This window comes from Rhodopseudomonas sp. P2A-2r (assembly GCF_026015985.1).
Classification (GTDB): domain Bacteria; phylum Pseudomonadota; class Alphaproteobacteria; order Rhizobiales; family Xanthobacteraceae; genus Tardiphaga.
Map to the genome: position 1 here is coordinate 988,631 of NZ_CP110389.1, position 18,403 is coordinate 1,007,033.

At 64.7% G+C, this 18,403-nt stretch carries 14 protein-coding genes, 1 tRNA gene and 2 pseudogenes; 10 read left to right on the forward strand and 7 right to left on the reverse strand.

Annotation, left to right across the window (positions count from 1 at the left end; all coding sequences use genetic code 11):
* Positions 1-108: 108 nt before the first annotated feature.
* Positions 109-1,107 (forward strand): 2-dehydropantoate 2-reductase, encoded by a 999-nt coding sequence (locus ONR75_RS04590; RefSeq protein WP_265081582.1) that lies wholly within the window; start codon positions 109-111, stop codon positions 1,105-1,107.
* Between the two features lie 5 nt (positions 1,108-1,112).
* Here the strand turns inward: ONR75_RS04590 and ONR75_RS04595 are convergent, their stop codons facing one another.
* The gene (locus tag ONR75_RS04595) at positions 1,113-2,438 is read right to left on the reverse strand and encodes a TadE/TadG family type IV pilus assembly protein (protein WP_265081583.1); all 1,326 of its coding nucleotides are present in this window, start codon (positions 2,436-2,438) and stop codon (positions 1,113-1,115) included.
* Positions 2,439-2,814: 376 nt separating this feature from the next.
* Here ONR75_RS04595 and ONR75_RS04600 point away from each other — a divergent pair.
* Positions 2,815-2,997: pseudogene (locus ONR75_RS04600) on the forward strand (hypothetical protein); the annotation flags it as partial.
* Between the two features lie 137 nt (positions 2,998-3,134).
* A complete protein-coding gene (locus ONR75_RS04605) occupies positions 3,135-3,389 on the forward strand; it encodes a hypothetical protein (RefSeq protein WP_265081584.1) in 255 nt (84 codons plus the stop codon).
* Positions 3,390-3,507: 118 nt separating this feature from the next.
* Here ONR75_RS04605 and ONR75_RS04610 read toward each other — a convergent pair whose 3' ends face one another.
* Positions 3,508-4,131 (reverse strand): hypothetical protein, encoded by a 624-nt coding sequence (locus ONR75_RS04610; protein WP_265081585.1) that lies wholly within the window; start codon positions 4,129-4,131, stop codon positions 3,508-3,510.
* A 212-nt stretch (positions 4,132-4,343) separates the two neighbouring features.
* Here ONR75_RS04610 and ONR75_RS04615 point away from each other — a divergent pair.
* The 3 genes from ONR75_RS04615 (at position 4,344) to ONR75_RS04625 (ending at position 6,466) form a co-directional block, all read left to right on the forward strand.
* Positions 4,344-4,420: transfer RNA gene (locus ONR75_RS04615), tRNA-Arg, on the forward strand.
* Between the two features lie 256 nt (positions 4,421-4,676).
* Positions 4,677-5,777 carry an LLM class flavin-dependent oxidoreductase gene (locus ONR75_RS04620; protein WP_265081586.1) on the forward strand — a complete coding sequence of 367 codons (1,101 nt, stop codon included), beginning with the start codon at positions 4,677-4,679 and terminating at the stop codon, positions 5,775-5,777.
* A gap of 140 nt (positions 5,778-5,917) precedes the next feature.
* Complete coding sequence (locus ONR75_RS04625) at positions 5,918-6,466, forward strand: flavin reductase family protein (protein ID WP_265081587.1); 549 nt, start codon at positions 5,918-5,920, stop codon at positions 6,464-6,466.
* 189 nt (positions 6,467-6,655) lie between these two features.
* Here the strand turns inward: ONR75_RS04625 and ONR75_RS04630 are convergent, their stop codons facing one another.
* The 3 genes from ONR75_RS04630 to ONR75_RS04640 form a co-directional block, all read right to left on the reverse strand.
* Positions 6,656-8,521: a sigma-54-dependent Fis family transcriptional regulator gene (locus tag ONR75_RS04630; RefSeq protein WP_265081588.1), complete on the reverse strand. Its 1,866-nt coding sequence runs from the start codon at positions 8,519-8,521 to the stop codon at positions 6,656-6,658.
* 237 nt (positions 8,522-8,758) lie between these two features.
* Positions 8,759-10,726 carry a methyl-accepting chemotaxis protein gene (locus ONR75_RS04635; protein ID WP_265081589.1) on the reverse strand — a complete coding sequence of 656 codons (1,968 nt, stop codon included), beginning with the start codon at positions 10,724-10,726 and terminating at the stop codon, positions 8,759-8,761.
* 239 nt (positions 10,727-10,965) lie between these two features.
* Complete coding sequence (locus ONR75_RS04640) at positions 10,966-12,024, reverse strand: ketopantoate reductase family protein (protein WP_265081590.1); 1,059 nt, start codon at positions 12,022-12,024, stop codon at positions 10,966-10,968.
* Positions 12,025-12,241: 217 nt separating this feature from the next.
* Here ONR75_RS04640 and ONR75_RS04645 point away from each other — a divergent pair, with 217 nt between their 5' ends.
* Positions 12,242-13,231 carry a Bug family tripartite tricarboxylate transporter substrate binding protein gene (locus ONR75_RS04645; RefSeq protein WP_265081591.1) on the forward strand — a complete coding sequence of 330 codons (990 nt, stop codon included), beginning with the start codon at positions 12,242-12,244 and terminating at the stop codon, positions 13,229-13,231.
* 204 nt (positions 13,232-13,435) lie between these two features.
* On the opposite strand, the gene greA is transcribed toward ONR75_RS04645, so the two are convergent.
* Both greA and ONR75_RS04655 read right to left on the reverse strand, forming a co-directional pair.
* On the reverse strand, positions 13,436-13,918 hold the full coding sequence (gene greA / locus ONR75_RS04650) for a transcription elongation factor GreA (protein WP_265081592.1): 483 nt from the start codon (positions 13,916-13,918) through the stop codon (positions 13,436-13,438).
* A 96-nt stretch (positions 13,919-14,014) separates the two neighbouring features.
* Positions 14,015-15,514 carry an ATP-binding protein gene (locus tag ONR75_RS04655; protein ID WP_265081593.1) on the reverse strand — a complete coding sequence of 500 codons (1,500 nt, stop codon included), beginning with the start codon at positions 15,512-15,514 and terminating at the stop codon, positions 14,015-14,017.
* Between the two features lie 387 nt (positions 15,515-15,901).
* Here ONR75_RS04655 and ONR75_RS04660 point away from each other — a divergent pair, with 387 nt between their 5' ends.
* From ONR75_RS04660 to ONR75_RS04670, 3 genes and pseudogenes are all read left to right on the forward strand, one after another.
* Positions 15,902-16,696, forward strand: a complete 795-nt coding sequence (locus tag ONR75_RS04660) for an IclR family transcriptional regulator (protein WP_265081594.1) — start codon at positions 15,902-15,904, stop codon at positions 16,694-16,696.
* Positions 16,693-17,565, forward strand: a complete 873-nt coding sequence (locus ONR75_RS04665; RefSeq protein ID WP_265081595.1) for an ABC transporter permease — start codon at positions 16,693-16,695, stop codon at positions 17,563-17,565. The genes ONR75_RS04660 and ONR75_RS04665 overlap by 4 nt, the downstream gene beginning before the upstream one ends.
* Positions 17,566-17,573: 8 nt before the next feature.
* Positions 17,574-18,382 (forward strand): annotated as a pseudogene (locus tag ONR75_RS04670) (ABC transporter permease).
* The last annotated feature ends 21 nt before the right edge of the window (positions 18,383-18,403 follow it).

Below are 18,403 nucleotides of genomic sequence, written 5' to 3' on the forward strand. Positions count from 1 at the left end.
TAGCGTCGCCTTATGACGCTTGGAAGGCCCGCAGGTTCCCGGTCGTAGCCAGCGCGGAGGCATTTTGCTACCAACGGGTGCAAAATCAGCAGGTGACGAAGTAGAGCGATGGCAACGAACCGTATTGCAGTTGCGGGCGCCGGCAGCATTGGCTGCTTCGTTGGCGGCATGCTGGCCGCCGCCGGGCGCGATGTTGCCATGCTGGCGCGGCCGCGGGTGACCGCCGAGATCCAGGCGCATGGCCTGCGGCTGACCGGTGTCGGCGGCCCGGACCGTCATGTACCTGTGCAGCAGCTGGCCCTGTCGGACGAAGCCACTATCCTCCATGGCGCGGCGGTCATTCTGGTTGCGGTGAAGAGCGCAGATACCGCCGGGATCGCGGACCTGATCGCGCGGCACGCCGCCGAAGACGCGGTCGTCGTCAGCCTGCAGAACGGCGTCGGCAATGTGGCTGTGTTGCGCGAGCGGCTGCCGGGCCGGAGTGTTCTCGGCGGCATGGTGCCGTTCAACGTGATCGCGCCGGGCGACGGCCACTATCATCGCGCCACCTCCGGCGACATCGCGATCGAGAGCGACGCCGCCGGCACGGCGACGCAACTGTCGGTGACCGATCTGATCATGCGCCCGGCCGATGACATCGTCGCGGTGCAATGGGGCAAGTTACTGGTGAACCTCAACAATGCGCTGAACGCACTGTCCGGCCGGCCGCTGCGCGAGCAGCTGGCGCAGCGGGCATGGCGACGGCTGTTCGCCGACCAGATGGCCGAAGGGCTCGCGGTGCTGCAGGCGGAAGGAATCAGGCCGATATCGGCGACGCCGATCCCGGCCAGCCTCACGCCGCATCTGTTGCGCCTGCCGGACTTCCTGTTTGCGCGTCTGCTGGGACGGACCATGAAGATCGATCCGACCGCGCGTTCGTCCATGTGGGATGACCTGCAGCGCGGACGACGCACCGAAATCGACTATCTGCAGGGCGTGATTGTGCAACTGGCGGAACGGCACCGCATCGATGCGCCGCTGTCGCGGCGGATCGTGGAGCTGGTCAAACGCGCAGAGGCCGAAGCACAGGGCTCGCCGGGCCTGACCGCGGAAGCGATCCGCGGCTAGCCGCCTCAGCTAGCGATGCGGGCGTTGGCGACGGCTTTCTGGAACAGCGCGTTCATGGCCTCGGAGATGCCTTGGGTCGGGCTCACTTCGAAATAGAAGCCGGGTGATGCACAACTCTGCATGTTTTGTGCGATTTCACTGTTCGGAGAGGGGCCGTAAGGCCCGGTATTGAACGGCGCGATCCACGTACTGTACCAGTTGTCGGTCGGCGGCAGGTAGGTCGTGTACAGGACCGCGATCTTGATGCCGCGGTTCTTGATGGCCGTGCACAGTGCCGGATTGATCGGCGACTGGCAGCGATTCGAACCCTGCAGCGGCTTGAGGCAGCCCGCGTTGGCCTCGTCGGCGACGCCATCGGACACGAAGAACAGATATTTGAGCGGCGACGACGATGTGCCGGTGCCCGGCAAGCTGATCGCATTGTTGATCGCAGGGAAGACGCTGGTGAACGGGGTGTCCTTGTCGGCCGTAAAGGAGTCGTTCTGGCCGGCGACCGCCATCAGGTCGATATTACCGGCGGCCGTCCTGGCACTCGAGAGGCTCGATGAGAGCAAGAACAGGTTCCGCAATCCGATGGTCGCGGATGACGCGCCAAAGTCGTAGATCGCCATTCTGAACTGGCTCGGATAGGTCGCAGTCGCAGTGGCGGTGTCCATCAGCTGCTGGGTCGCCGTCCGCAGGACGTCGATTCGTGTCGTCACGTTCCACTTCTTCGCGATGACATAGTTGCTGTTCGCGTTGGTGGTGTCGTGGCACGCAAACGCGCAGCCGCCTGTCTTGGACTGCAGCAATGTGATGTCAGCCGGCGTCGCGGCCACGCCCATCGATGGCGAATTGTCCAGCAACAGATAGAAATCGATATAGAGCGGCATGGTCGCAACCGACGTCGACGTGCCGGTGACCGTCATGACGTTCCGGCCGATGATCGACAGGAAGGTCGTCGGCACCTGCGCCGAGAACTGCACCGTGGACGTGACCTGGTTGGACGCCTTCGTGACCGTGGCGGTAACGCTGTTCAGCGTATAGCCCGTCTGTCCCACCATGTTGCCATTGAAGATTCCGACCGCGTCGGTCGCGCCTGCCGGAATGACACCGTCCGAACTCATCGAGCCTGCGGCGATGAAGCCCGGGGATTTTTGGGCGACCGAGCCGACACTGGCGGCGTCGATCGCCGTCTGTAGTTTGGTGCGGATCTGAGCAGCCCGGGAATAGTCGATCGCGTAGCCGATGCTCGATATCGTGGGTACAAGGGTGAGCGCGAAGACGATGCCGACGTTGCCGCGATGCGCGCGGCGGAAGCGGTCAATGAGACGAGCTGCGGCGGAGAGCATGCGAAAAGCCTTTCACGGCCCTAAAATCCAGCAGGTAGCATCTTCCGCCCTAAACAAAACTTAATTTGATCTATGAGTTTCGCAAAGTAACGGGGGAATGACGGCCAGGCGCCGAATTTGAGTCAACAGCTAGTAAATGAATTCTCTTACTCAACAATGACTTGATGAGTGCGACGTGGTACGGGAGCAGGTCGTCCTATTGAGAACATGACGTATTGGCGCAGGGGGCTATGTCAATCAGTTGTTCTCTAGTATAGGTAGCGCGTGATTTGACGGTGGTGAGCGCGTTCGCGCGTCGATCCCGGCGTTTGATCCCTTTCATAGCATCAGCACCGCGCGTGCTGATCGCAGGACTCAACTTTAAATCGGAGCAGATATGGCCAAGAAAGCTAAGAAGAAACTCGTTCGTCGCGAATACACCAAGGAAGATGTGAAGACGCTGAAGGCGCATTCCAAGGCGCAGACTCCGCTGGAGAAGATCTCCAAGGAGATGAAGCGTACCGGTGGTTCGCTGCGTCAGAAGGCCATCAAGCTCGGCATTCCGCTCGGTCATCGCCGTCGCAAGGCCAAGAAGGCCGTGACCGCCAAGACCACCAAGAAGTCGGCCGCCAAAAAGGCCAAGAAGTAATATTCGGCTTTGAAGCTGATTCGGCCCCCTGCGCGTGGCGCTTGGGGGCCGTGCAGATGGCGGATGGAATGACCATGCGGCAGATGTCTGTGAAGCTTCAGAGCAAACTGCTACATGAAACGATCGCCGTGATGGCGGTCGTTTCATGCCTTCTGGGCTCGACCGCATCGCCGGTCGTGGCCGCACCGCCGACGGTGACGCCGTCGCCCGGTTACGACGCGCGACTGGCCGAACGGCGCGCGGCCATGTTCCCGCCAGCGACCATCTCGCGGCCCCGGCTGCATGTACGGCGTCCCCACAAGCCGCTGCGCGGTCTTCGCTGAGGCAAGGCCGCTCGATAGACTTCATGAATCCGAAGATATGGCTGCTTGCGGCCGGTCTCGTTGCGACTGCTCTCGTGCCGGCGACGGCAGCTGACTACGCCAGCCAGATCAGCGCCGACTAGCGGTTCGCGGCGACGGATCGCCTAGCTGCGCTTGGTTTTTGCCGGGGGCCGAACAGGGTCTTCGTGATATCCTTGAGGCCCGACGACAGCCGCGACCAGCCGCAGGCCAGCGGATCGGTGCAATCCGCGGATTTCGGCCGCGGCCGCGGCTTGACGACGGCCACCGGCCGGGTCTGCCGGGGCGCGACGATCGGCGCAGGCTTGTCGGGTTCGAGCGATGCCTGCTGCTGCAATTGTTGCTGGCGCTGTTTCTCGGCAAAGGCTGCGACGATGATGCTGCGGCGGTGGCCGTCGAGATAGGCGGCGTATTGCTCGTCGATCATCCTCTGTTCGGCCGCCGTGGGATTGGGGCCTGCGATGTCGAAGCTGCGGTTCTGCATGAAGTCGTGATAGGTGTAGCCGCCGCCGGCCTTGCGGCGGCCCGCGAACCTGGCTTCGCAGTCGGCCAGCAGCGAGGCCTTGGCGTCCCCGCCGCCGCCGGATCGCTCGGCCCGTTCGGCGCAGTCCTCGAAATCGGCGGGCGCCGCGGTCCACCATTGCGCGCCGGCCGGCGTCGGCATCAGCGCGAGGCTGCTGGCGAAGGCGGCGTTCAAAACCATGAATCTGGCGGTCGTGGTCACCGGCGTTACGTCCGAAATGAGGTCTGTGACGGCCAATTGTCGCCATTATCGGCCCCGGTTTCAACCGGGCAGGCCGCTTTTCCTGTCGCGCGGGGCGGATTTCCGCACCCCACGCCCCGGCGCAGCGGTCGCCGTCGCGCTGGCGTCGGGGTGGCGACGGCGCCGCGGCTCTGGTATGGAGTGGACCAAGCACCCGCGCTTGCCGGGTGTGCGGTCCCGTAGCTCAGCCGGATAGAGCGACGGTTTCCTAAACCGTAGGTCGCATGTTCGAGTCATGCCGGGATCGCCAGTTCCATATTGGATACGCCTTTGCTATTCGCGCCTGCCACACGCTGCGCGTGGGTGCACGCGTCTCAGATGTGAGACGTATCCTTCTCAATCCTGAGACTTCGACAGCCGCCTTGCTGCGCGGTTGCGATTGCGGCGGCTGATATCAGTCGCAAATCCCGATCGATAGCGGTTTCCGGGCCATGGCACGGGCCTTGCTCCAGTGTCCTTCAACGCGCGCAAGACGCGTTTGGAGCAAACGACTGGGAGGAATTGCCATGGAGATTGGATACTTCACCATGCCTTCGCATCCGCCGGAGTGCGGGCTGAAAGAAGGGCACGACTGGGATCTGCAGGTGCTGCGCTGGGCCGATGAACTCGGCTATCAGGAAGCCTGGATCGGCGAGCACCATACCGCGCCGTGGGAGCCGCATCCGGCGCCCGATCTGCTGCTGGCGCAGGCTTTTCTGCAAACCAAGAACATTCGTCTCGGGCCTGGCGGATTCCTGCTACCGTATCATCATCCCGCCGAACTCGCCAACCGCGTGGCGATGCTCGATCATCTCTCCGAAGGCCGGCTGAATTTCGGCGTTGCGGCGTCGGGCCTGCCGAGCGACTGGGCGATGTTCAACGTCGACGGCATGTCCGGCCAGAATCGCGACATGACCCGCGAGGCGCTCGAGATCATCCTCAAGCTCTGGTCCGATGACGCGCCGTGGACCTATACGGGGAAGTACTGGACCGTCTCCAAGCCGGACGTGATGTTCGACTTCCTGAAGCCGCACATCAAGCCGTTGCAGGCGCCGCATCCGCCGATCGCGGTGGCCGGCCTCAGCAAAGGCTCCGATACGCTGAAACTGGCCGGCGAACGCGGCTACATTCCCATGAGCCTCAACCTGAATCCGGCCTACGTCTCGAGCCACTGGGATTCCGTCGAAATCGGCGCAGCGAAGACCGGGCGAAAGCCCAACCGGCAGGACTGGCGCATGGTGCGCGAGGTGTTCGTGGCCGATACCGACGAGGAAGCGTGGCGGCTGTCGGTCGGCGACATGATGGGCCGGATGATGGGCGAGTACTTCCTGCAGCTGCTCGGCCACTTCGGCTTCAAGGACTATCTCAAGCACGCGCCGGACGTGCCGGACAGCGATGTCACCGTGGAATATTGCGCCAGGCATAACTGGATCATCGGCTCGCCTGCCACCGTCGCCGAGAAGATCGAGAAGATCTATCATGAGGTCGGAGGCTTCGGCACGCTGCTGGTGTTCGGCTTTGACTACAAGCACAAGCCGGAAGCCTGGCACAATTCGCTGCGCCTGCTGAAGCAGGAGGTGCTGCCACGCCTCGCGCATCTCAAACCGGGGATCGGCAAGGCTGCCTGATCATCGTCGCTGTAGGGTGGGCAAAGCCTCTACCGCGCATCGCGCGGCGAGGCGTGCCCACCATCGCGCGACAATGGTGGGCACGGCGCAAGGGCGCCTTTGCCCACCCTACGCACTACGAATCCGACACAGGATGCCCCATGGACTCAAATGACTTCAGGAAGGCGATGCGTCACTGCGCCGGCGCGGTGGCGCTGGTCACCGTCGGGCGCGAGGAGGGCCGCAGAACCGGATTGACGGTGACGGCAGTGTGCTCGCTGTCTGACGACCCGCCGTCGCTGCTGGTTTGCGTCAATCGCAAGGCCAGCGCCAATCCGCGCATTCGCGAGGAGCGCTGCTTTGGCGTCAGCTTTCTCGCCGAAGAGCATATGCCGCTGGCGCTGACGTTCAGCGGACAGAAGGGTTTTGATGGCGAAAACCGGTTCGGCTTCGGGCGCTGGAGCACCCGGGTGACTGGTGCGCCGGTGCTGGAGGAGGCGATCGTGTCGTTCGACTGTGAGTTGCGGCAGGAATTCGAGACCAGGACGCATTCGGTTTTCGTCGGCGATGTGCGCGATGCCGGCATGCGCGGCGCGGCGTCACCGCTGCTCTACCTCAATGGCGCGTTCCACGGCGTCCACGCCATCAGGGACGCGGTCTCGCTGGGCGATCTCGAGGCGAGAAAGCTCAGCTGGAGCATCTTCTCATGATGGAGCTCCACAAACTCTCCCTCATCCTGAAGAGCTACGGACGGTTTGCCTCATCCTGAGGAGCGGTCGCCTTCGACCGCGTCTCGAAGGATGGCCGCAAGCTCGGCGCGCAATATCTCATGGTTCGAGACGCGCGCCAAGCGGCGCGCTCCTCACCATGAGGATGGCGATGGGCCCGATGCAAAGGCGCTAGTGGTCCGTCACCGCAATCTTCAGCGCCTTGATCTTGCGGTACAGTGTGGCGCGGCTGATGTGCAGCGTTCGCGCGGCATCTGCGACGTCGCCGTGGTGCCGGTTGAGCGCCTCGGCGATGACGTGCCGCTCTGCTGCCTTGAGACCGGGCGTCGCGCCGTCGCTGCACGGCGGCAGGTCGAGATCGGCTTCGGCGATGATGCCGCCCTCCGCGGTACAGGCGGACAGCCGCAGCACATGCCGCAATTGCCTGATATTGCCGGGAAACGGATGCGCCAGCAGCGTCTCCCAGGCCGCGGAGGACATGCGCAGTTGCGGCGCTTCCTCGGCCGCGATCCGGGCGATCAGCTCGGTCTTGTCGGCGCGTGCGCGCAAGGCGGGCAGATCGACCTGCAACCCGCGGAGACGATAATAGAGGTCGGCGCGGAAGCCGCCTTCGGCCACCATGGCTTCGAGGTCGCGATGTGTCGCGCTGACCAGGCGGATGTTGACGGCGACCGGCTTGCGCGCGCCGAGCGGCCACACCTCGCGGTTTTCCAGCACGCGCAGCAACCGCGTCTGCAGCGCCAGCGGCATGTCGCCGATCTCGTCGAGAAACAGCGTCCCGCCGTCGGCCTGCACGATCAGGCCCCTGGAGCCGTCGCGGCGTGCGCCCGTAAAAGCCCCGCTTTCATAGCCGAATAGTTCGGCATCGATCAGGCTTTCCGGCATCGCCGCGCAGTTCAGCGCCACATAGTGGCCGCCGGCACGGCCGCTGGCGGCATGAATGGCGCGGGCGAAAACGTCCTTGCCGCTGCCGGTCTCGCCGCGCAGCAGCACCGGAATATCCTTGTCGACGACCATCAGCAGGCGCCTGACGCTTCGCTGCAGCGCCGGATCGCCGCCGGCGAGTTCGGCAAGCGCCTCGTGATGGATCGCCGGCCGATCGGCCGTACGCGCGGCGTGCGACGCGGCCGGCCGTCGGGCGCGTGTCGGACTCGATACATGCCCCTCTCCGAGGTGCCGTCCTTCGCGATCGCGCAGCGCCTGTGCCACGCCGGGCCGGCGCGCCGACGTGCTGTCGAACTGGATGAATTGCGACAGCGGATGCCCGGTCTCGATCATCGCGTCGGACAGCCCGAGACTGTCGCGCGCGGCGCGGCTGGCGCCAAGCACCCGTTGATCGTCGTCGAAGGCGATCATCGCACTGCCGCCGGGCAAGGTGGCAATCCAGCCGTCATGGAAGCTCGAGCGGAATATCGCCTCCTCGATGCGCCGCACCGCCTGCGTCGTGAGGGCCAGCGCGAGCTGGTGCGCGGCGCGATCGAGATCGCCGCGGCACGAGGTGATGTTCACCGCGCCTGCGAGATGGCCGGCATGGTCGAACACCGGCACCACCGCGCAACTGAACATCGACCACTGTTCGCGAAAATGTTCATCGCGATGCACAAGGATGGCCCGCTGCTCGGCGAGCGCCGTGCCGAGGCCGTTGGTACCTTCGGTGGCCTCGGCGAATACCGAACCGGTGTAGATCTTCCATTGCCGCATGAGGGTTGCGGCTTCGCCGTCGGGCAGGCGGCTGAACAGGATCGTCGCATTTGCGTCAGCAAGATTGACGCAATAGCCGGTGTCACGCACCAGTCCGTAAAGATTGTCCAGTTCGGGCATTGCCAAATGGAGCAGGCGGTCGACCCGCTCGGCGCGGTACTTCAGCTCGGATTGCATCAGCGTGCGTGGCGGCCCGGCGCGGGCCGGATCCAGCTTGTGATCGACGAGGCATCGCTTCCAGGACCTGACGATGCGTGGTTCGCCCTCGACAGCCATCTCGCTTGCGGCGACCGCAAGGACCCGCTCGACGTGATTCCGGGCCGCGAGGTTTGCCACCGCGATCCTCCCCTGGATTTTGCGCCAGTCTGTCATCGCGTCGTCAGAAGTCAATCAAGTGCGCGCAGCGATCACGGCGGCGTCATTAGTTCGCTACTGCACAAGGATGCAAAGCCGCGCCCGCGAAGGCGCCTGCCGAACCATTCCCCGCCAATCGCCGAGCTCGCACCGGTGAACGTTGCCTCGGGGCGCCGAACGACGTCGACGACACGAACGGCCGGCGAAGCGCTGCCGGCGCTATGCGACTCTGATACTTGCCAGGAAACGATCCACCTCGCCGCGCAGCACTTCGGATTGCGAGGCCAGTCTGGTCGCCGAGCCCAGGACATTTTGTGCGGCGGAGCCTGTGGTGGAAATCCCCGATGTCACGCTGGTGATGTTGCGCGACACGTCGTCGGTGCGCGCAGCGGCCTGGCTGACGTTGCGGGCGATCTCCTGCGTCGCGGCGCCCTGTTCCTCGATGGCCGCGGCAATGGCCGATGAAATCTTGTCGACCTCGTCGATGGTGGCGCACACCGCCTGAATCTCTTCCACGGCCGCATTGGTCTCGCTCTGGATCGATGCGATCTGGGCGCGGATATCTTCGGTGGCCTTGGCCGTCTGTGTCGCCAGCGACTTGACCTCGCCCGCCACCACAGCAAATCCCTTGCCGGCCTCGCCGGCACGTGCCGACTCGATGGTGGCATTCAGCGCCAGCAGATTGGTCTGGCTGGCGATCTGATTGATCAAGGCGACAACATCGCCGATCTTCTGCGCCGCTGCGGCCAGGCTCTGCATGCGCACATTGGAGCGCCGGCCGCTGTCGGCCGCCTTTCCGACCGCGGCGGAGGATTGCGCGAGCTGCCGGTTGATCTCGCCGATCGAGGACGACAATTCCTCGGATGCCGCGGCCACGGTCTGCACATTGTCGGAGGCCGAGAGCGATGCGCCCGAGACTTCGTCAGACTGCGCCCGGCACTGCTCGACGACCGACGACATGGACTGCGCGGTGTTCTGCATCTCTGCCGCGGCGGACGATACGTTGTCGACGACCTTGCGGACGTTGCCCTCGAACCTGTCGGCAAGCGATGCGAAGATGGCGCGCTTCTCCTGTTCGGCCTTGGCCTGGCTTTCGTCCTGGTCGACCTGGAAGCGGCTGACACGAATCGCATTCTGCTTGAAGATGTCGACGGCCTGCACCATCTGGCCGACTTCGTCCTTGCCGCTGTGCTGCGGCAGCGCGACCGACAGGTTGCCTTCGGCGAGTTCACGCATCGCCTCGGTGATGGCAAGGATGGGCCGCGAAATGCCGCGGGCGATCAGCAAACCGCCGGCGATGGCGAGGACCAGACACAAGGCGGCAATCGCGGCCACGAGCAGCCGCGCATGGGCAATGGCTGCCACATATTCGCTGTTGTCCATGACGATCTCGACGGCGCCGATGGGCTGGCCGGAGAAATCCTTGACCGGGCCGAGCAATGCGACGATGGGCGTCGTCTGCAGCGCGCCCTGTCGGATGATGAAACTGCCGTTGGTGGCGCTGCGATAGGCGCCGGCATCGAAGAACGTCTTGCCGCCCAGCGTACCGCCGAAGGTTTTGAAGTCGCCATTCCCGGCGAGATGAAACGCGACATTGACGTTCCGCGCGCGCTTGAACTCATCGAAGAAGCCCTGGCCGAATGTCAGCCCGAACTCGACGGTGCCGAGATGCTTGCCCTTCTGCGCCACCGGCACGACGCCGCGAATGCCGAGACCGGCAACACCGCCCTCGAGCCCCAGCACCGGCTTCATCGTGGAATTGGCAACGACGACGGTCTTGCGGAAGCCGGAGAGGTCGTCACCGAACTTGGCGGGCTGATGCACCCGGAACTGGGACAGGCCTGCCGGTGTATGGAATTGGAACTGATCGACACCGTAGTCGGACTTGAGCTGGGCGAAGCCCGGTCCGAACAACTGCACCAGCGCCTCGCGATCGTTGCGCGCCACCGCATCCTGGACCGCCGGGATGTTTGCCACCACGGCGCTCATGGCTGCCGCGCGCTGGGATTCCTGCATCAGCCGCGACTGGAATGCATCGTAGTTGCCCTGGAGTTCCTCACGATCGGCGCGGTCGACGATGCCGCCGATGATCCACATGGCTCCGAACAGCACGGCAATGGCCGTCGCTGCGGCCGATATTGCCAACGCCGCGGTGATCCGGGCTTTCAGGCTCAGATTTGCAACCATGTGATGTTCCGTATGGTGGCGCCCGGTCGCGCGGCGGGCTTCTCATGTGTCCGCCGGCCATTGTGTCCAGAATGTGTTAAGATAATTTTCGCGCCGCTGGTTATTAGTTGAGCAATGCTCGGTTTCCGATCGGGAACGCGTGTTCGATGATGCCGGGCGCCGGCCACGGGCATTGCCAGGGTCCTTGCGCGGACCCTGGGCCAGGACAGCACTTTTGCGTGCTACTCAAGCGCGGGAAGCTAGATCCCCGCGCTCGATTCGATTCGCTCGTTGAGCTTCTGGTCGACGACCTGGACCGTGTGGTCGATATTGGCGTTGGGCATGCCCAGCTGATGCGAAATCAGTTTCACCAGCAGGTCGACGCGCTCGATGAAGGGCGCGCCGTTGGCCACCGCGCGGGCCGCCGATGACGGCTTGAGAAGACTCTCCGCCGCCTTGGCGTATTTCTCGAACGGCACCTGGTCCTGCGGGTCTGCGCCGAGGCGGCGCGCGATGGCATCGACATGGTCGTAGATCGACTGCGAGACCTTCAGGTCGCCATGCACGGCATCGCGGATCGACTGCGGCTCCTCCGGCGTGATGCAGCGATAGTTGCCGGTCAGCAGCATCGACCATTTCGCCAGCGGCACGAACAGCGAATCGAACACCTTGAGCTTCACCGGCACGTCGTGCCCATCCAGCCTGACCGCGTCGATGTCCGCCTCCAGCTCGCGCAGCAGCAGGTTGTGCGCCTCGTCGGCAAAGATCGACGCCTTGAAATTCGTCGGCAGGCCCACGTGAAGAACGTTCGCGGCTTCCTCGGGCGGGCGGAAAGCTTGCGGATCGGGCGAGCAGAGGGTGACCAGTCCGGGTGTGAAGCGCTCCCAGACCTGGGCGTTGGTATAGGCTTCCTCGAGATTCATGTCTGCCAGCGCCGGGATGCGATGGAGATAGGGCAGCGGCGGCATGTTCATGATCGACAGGCACGGCAGCTTGGCCGCGGCAATCTTGATCATCAGAACCCGGATCGTGTGATTGGTGTATTGCGGCTCCTGCATGGCCAGGCCGACGAGATCGTAGCGGGACAGGTCGACGTTATCCGGCGATGTGGCGTCGAGCTTGCCGGGCAGGTCGCGCGAGAAGATCGCCCGGTGCGTCGCTTCGTCGCGCAGCTTGATGCGGACCTCGGTGCCCTCGCGGTTGATCAGCTCGGCGGTCTTCTTGCGGCAGACCAGCGTCACGTTGTGACCGGCCATCAGGAGTTTGGTCGCCAGCAATGAGCCGTACGAGGCCCCGAGAATGAGAATATTACGCGCCATGGTGCCTCGTCCCAGAAGTTGTTTGATGCCAGGCCTTTGCGGCCTGACGAGCCATCTTTGAAGAGCTCGGCCGGACACTAGTGCATCGCAGCGCGCCGATCCAGACGGCGCATGCCGGGAATGTCGGAGCCCCCTCGGGTGCGCCAATCTGTCCGGGGCCGGCACATGGCCGCAGCCGGGGCGTTGCGCTAACGTCCTAAAAAATACGGGGGAAACCATGTCCAAACTCACTCATCGCCGCGGCTTCATCGTGGCCGGGGCGGCTGCCGCCGCGCTGCCTTTCATCGTGCGCAAGGCCTCGGCGCAAGCGGCCTGGCCATCGCGGCAGATCCGCATGATCTGCAGTTACCCGGCCGGGGGCCAGACCGACATGCTGGCGCGGGCGTTCGGCGAATTCATTTCGAAACAGGTGGGGCAGACCGTCGTCATCGAAAACAAGGCGGGCGCTGCCGGCGCCATCGGTACGGCGGAAGTCGCGCGGGCGGAGCCCGACGGCCACACCATGCTGTGCTCCATCTCGACCACCTATGTGATGAACCGGGTCATGATGAAGACGCCGGGCTACGACATGGACAAGGACCTGACACTCGTCAGCGTCATCCCGGGGGCCGGGCTGCCGCTGGTCGCGAGCACGAAGTCCGGCGTCACGACGCTCGATGAATTCGTCGCTTTTGCGCGCAAGAGCGGCAAGGTGAACTTCGGGACCTACAGCGCGGGCTCCGCGCCGCACATGACGATCAATGAACTCAACTGGCAGTATGGCCTCGCCATCGAACCGATCCACTACCGCGGTGAAGCGCCGATGTGGACCGGGCTGGCCGAAGGCACGCTGGACGCCGCGATGGGCAGCTACACCGGTGCGCAATCGGTCCTGCAGAGCAATCGCGGCGTGGCCTTCGCGGTGCATTCGAAGAAGGTCGACGCCATCCCCAAGGTCGGGACGCTGCCCGAACAGGGCGCAACATCGCGGTTCTTCACCGTCAGCGGCTTCACCGGCTGGGCGCTGCCGAAGGCGACGCCGCAGCCGATCGTCGATCGGCTGGCGCAGCTCCTGGTGGCCGCCAATGACGACCCGAAGGTCAGGGACGTGCTCGCCACCTTCGTGCTGGAGCCGGCGCTCGGCTTCAAGGAGACCAACGCTCTGTATCAGCGCGAACTCCCGATCTGGATCGAGAGCGCGCAGGCGCTCGGCCTGCAGCCCGTCTAGAGCCGGCTTCCTCTCAAGGAAACCGTGTCCCAGACGCAGTGCAATGCGCCTCCGTCAGGAGGCGTCGTGCACTGCGTCCGGGACCGCCAAAAGCTCCGGCGTCCGGACAAGATCAAGCGGCTTCAAATTTGAGGATCAAACTTGAGATCGTCGTTGGCGAGCGCGGTCTTCAGCATCGCCGGGATATTCCGGGTGGCGGCCTTGCTACGCGATCGCGATGATCTCGAGCTCCTGACCCGATGGGCCGACGACATCCCCGACCGCTTTGCCCATCAGGGATCTCGCGACCGGTGCGACGAAGGAAATCGAACCGGCCTTGGGGTCCGCTTCGTCCTCTCCGACGATGCGATAGGTCTGCACGCGGCCGTCGTCGCGCCTGAAGGTCACGGTGCGGCCGAAGGCAACCGTGTCCGTTGACGCAGGCGCGTCGACCACCTCTGCGGTTCGAACGCGCGCCGCAAAGTAGCGCGCGTCGCGCAACGGGATCGCCGCCTGCCGCCGTCGCTCATTGACGTCTTCGATGGTTTGCGCGGTTTCGTAGGCCTCGCGCGCCTGCTGGAGTTGAAGCTCCAGTGCCTTCAATCCGGCGGGCGTCACGCGATTCGGATGCGGCGAAACCGGGCGGTCGGGCAGCAGGGTCTCCGCTGCCGTTTCGGCACTGTCTTCCTTGGTGAAGGCAACGCTCACGCCCGGAACTCCTTCAATGGATAGATGCTGACCATGCGCAGCCGCAGCGCGCGGACCGGTCGGAAACTGTAGCACACCGCGCGGCGGCCTGCGCCATCACAGGCCTTGTTCGGTCGCCAGTTCCTCGGCGTTGGGATCTCCTGGCGCGGTCGCCCAGGCCAGTTCGACCAGCGTCACCGTGCGTCGGCCGGCGCCGTCGAGCTGGCATACGATGAGGCCCTGTTCCTCGATGTAATCGAGCAGACGCCGGGCGCGGCGCAGGGAGTGCGAACCATAGGCGCGGGCAATCGCGGCATCGCCGGGGCAGGGCCAGCCCTCTTTCGCCGCGCGCGCGATCATCATGAACACGCCCTGCATATCCTCGGGCAGGATGGAGGCGCGCACCGAGACGTCCTGCCAGGTGTCGTCGGCGGCCATGTCGGAACCCAGCCCGGCGCGGGCGCGCGTCAGCATGCGGCGGAAGTCGTCGAGGTCCGGCACGGCTGCGCCGAGCCCCTCGATGCGGCAGCGGACCACGAATTCCTGATAGAGCACGCCGACGACCCGGAAGCCTGCATCGGGCTCGGCCATCAAGGCTTGCAGAACGCGGTCGACGCGCATGCGCCGCTTCGCCAGTTCCTCGGCGCTGATCGGTGTCTCCGCCACGTCCGGCCGAAGTTCCAGCGCTGCGGACTTCGCCGCCATGAGCTGGCCGAGGAGATCCGGCGACGATGGTGCACGGCGCTGCGGCCGGGTCGGCTCCGGCGGCGGCGCTGCCAGGATCATGGCATGGGCGTCCAATGTTGCTTCCGGCAGCGGCATTAAGCGCGGGATCGCATTGCGCGGCTGGGTCTCCGTGGCCCCGATCCGCAGTCCGAGCGGACGGCGCGACAGCGCCGGGCCGAGCGCCATGAACTGCCCGCGCTCGAGGTCGCGAAACGATTCCGCCTGCCGCCGCTCCATGCCGAGCAGATCGGCGGCGCGCGCCATGTCGATATCCAGGAAGGTGCGGCCCATGAGGAAATTCGACGCCTCGGCCGCGACGTTCTTGGCGAGTTTTGCGAGGCGCTGGGTCGCGATCACCCCGGCCAGCCCACGTTTGCGACCGCGGCACATCAGATTGGTCATGGCGCCGAGCGAGAGCTTGCGCGCTTCGTCAGAGACCTCGCCGGCGATGGCGGGCGCGAACAGCTGCGCCTCGTCCACCACCACCAGCATCGGGTACCAGTGGTCGCGGCCGACCTCGAACAGTCCACTGAGAAACGCCGCCGCGCGCCGCATCTGGTTCTCGGCGTCGAGCCCCTCGAGATTGAGCACCGTGGAGACGCGATGCATGCGCGCGCGTTCGCCCGCCACCTGCAGGCCGCGTTCGGTGTGTTCCTCGGCGTCGATCAGGAGGTGACCGAAACGGTCCGCCAGCGCCACGAAGTCGCCTTCGGGATCGATGATCGTCTGCTGCACCCATGGGGCGCTCTGTTCCAGCAGCCGGCGCAGCAGATGGGATTTGCCGGAACCCGAATTGCCCTGCACCAGAAGGCGGGTCGCCAGCAGTTCCTCAAGGTCCAGAGTCACCGCGGCGCCCGCCGTCGTCTGTCCCATCTCGATCGCAACGGTCATGTCGACTCAAAGGCTCCTGCAGGCAGGGCTTATCAATCCCATCGCAGCGCGTCGAGCGTCCCCGGCCGATCGTCCGATGTTCCGCACAGCTGGGTGCGGGCCGTCACCACCAATCTCGTCGTCCGTGCCGTCGGCACCACGGAGGTTGCGGTTCTTTGCCGTCTTTGTTCGAGCGCGCGCAACGCGTCTGCGCAGGCGAGAACTCGTCGCGCTGGCGCAGGCGGGTGCTCCCTGACGCTCCCGCGCCATCCAAATATCAGCCAATTGCGCGAATCTTCAGCGCGAATTGTTCAAAATTGCCGCGCACCGACCGATTGACGGCGGGATCGATCAGTTCCACAATTAACAACATGGTTCCATTTTATGGAACGCTTCGGATCTTCAGCCATGAGCGCCCTCGACAACGCCATAGAGATCCTGCGCTGCTTCTCTCCGCAGCAGCCGGAGATCAGCAATGCCGATGTGATCCGGCTGACCGGCAAGCCGAAGAGCTCGACCTCGCGCCTGCTGCGTCAACTCAAGGAGTGCGGACTGCTGGAGCAGGACGCGACGACGCGCCGCTACCGGCCGGGACTGCTGGTGTTCGAACTCGGTCGGCTGCATCGTTCGCAGAACGACTTCGTGGCGCTCGCCGAACAGCATCTTCGCGACGTCTGTGCCGCCACCGGGCACACCGGCTATGTCGCGGTGCTGGATGGCGGCGAACAGGTGGTGTTGCGCGTGGTTCGCGGCACCAATCCGCTGCAGGTGGTGTCGCCGCCCGGCGTGCGGACGCCGGCTTTCCTGACGTCGAACGGGCGCGCCATGCTGGCGCGGCTGAGCGACGCCGAGATCCGCGCCAACCTCGCAAAACCTTTTCCCGCGGTGCCGCCCAACGCGCCGCGCAACATCACCGAACTGATGGTGCGCATCAATGAGATTCGCCGCACCGGCTATTCGTCGGCGACCGAGGAATCGCTGCCCGGGGTCGGCTCGCTGGGTTTTGCGGTCAGCAACCGCGACACCGGCGAGACGGTCGGGGTCGCGCTGTCGTTTCCGAGCCAGTTGACCTCCGCCAAAGAGCGCGCCCGGCTGTGGCAGATTTTGCGCGCCACGGCGGTCGAACTCGGCCGGCTGTGCGACGATCCGGTGTGGCTGGCGCTGGACGACGCCGTGCCGGTACGCAAGGCGGCGGCGCAATGAACGTAACCCGCACCGGCGTTTCCCCGATCGCCTGGCTGATTGCGCCGAGCGCGCTGCTGTTCGCGCTGTTCTTCTTCCTGCCCATGGGCCTGATGGCGCTGATCAGCGTGCTGTCCGGCAATCCGGTGGTGCAGCCGAACGTCACCTTCACGGCCAAGTTCTACACGCGGATGCTGTCGGACTCGTATTACTTCGAGGTGATCTGGACCACGATTCGCATCGGCCTGCTGACCACCGTAGCGGCGCTGCTGATCGGCTACCCGTTGGCGCACTGGATGGCCCGGATTCGTGGCCGCACCGCCTATGCGCTGCTGATGATGTCGGTGCTGACGCCGATGCTGACCGGCATCGTGGTCCGCACCTTCGCCTGGATGGCGCTGCTGTCGGACAAGGGGGTGATCAACCAGACCCTGACCGGCTTGGGCCTGATCTCAAAACCGCTGCCGCTGATGTACAACGAATTCAGCATCGTGCTCGGCCTCACGCATATCTACATCCCCTATATGGTGCTGACCCTGGTCGGCGTGATCAGCCGCATCGACGAACGGCTCGAACATGCCGCGCAGAATCTCGGTGCCTCGCCGTTGCGCGCCTTCTTCGAGGTCACGCTGCCGCTCAGCCTGCCGGGGATTCTCGCCGGCTCGCTGCTGGTGTTCGCGCTGGCCATCAGCGCCTACGTGACGCCGATCCTGATGGGCGGCTTCCAGATCATGACGCTGCCGATGCTGATCTACCAGCAGATCTCGTCCAGCTTCAATGTCGGCTTTGCCGCGGCGCTCGGCATGGTTCTACTGGCCATCTCGCTGGTGCTGATCATCGCCTATAACCGCATCCTGGGAATGATCTCAGGCCAGCGCGATTTGCAGTGAGGGCCGCTATGACATCAGCACCGCTCTCCCTGCGCTTCGGCCGTTTCTGCTATCTCGCCTTCAATATCGGCGTCTTGGTGTTCCTCCTGGCGCCGATCGCCATCGTCTTCGTGTTCGCGCTCAACCCCACGCCCTATATCCAGTTTCCCCGGTCGGCGTCTCCATGCGCTGGTTCGAGAAGTTCTTTGCCTCGCGCGATTTCATGAACGCCCTGTGGTTCAGCCTCAAGGTCGCGGTCCTGACCACGGTGGCCGCGACCGTGTTCGGCGCCAGCGCGGCGCTGGCGCTGGCGCGCGGACGGCTACCCGGCAGCCGCGCCATCACCGCGATCATGCTGTCGCCGCTGATGCTGCCGGCGATTCTCACTGGCCTCGCATTGTTCCAGACCTACGTGCTGCTGGACGTCGGCCGCCCGACCTGGGGGCTGGTGCTCGGCCACACGCTGGTGTCGATCCCTTACGTGGTGCGCACGACCCTGGCCGTGCTGCACAACTTCGACACCCGGCTGGAAGAAGCCGCACAGAACCTCGGGGCAGGGGCGCTGCGCACTTATTTCGAAGTCACGTTGCCTTTGACAAAACCCGGCGTCATGGCAGGTGCGGTATTCGCCTTCATCGTGTCGTTCGACCAGTTCCCGATCTCATTGTTCCTGGTGTCGCCGGGCCACGAGACGCTACCCATCACCCTGTTCAACTATCTGAAATTCGATCTGGACGGAACGATCGGCGCCGCTTCGGTGGTTTCGATCGTGCTTGCCGTGCTGGTCGTCATCGGGCTCGACCGCACGGTCGGGCTCCGGTCCACCGCCCAACTCTGACGTTCATTTCTGAAGAGAGGA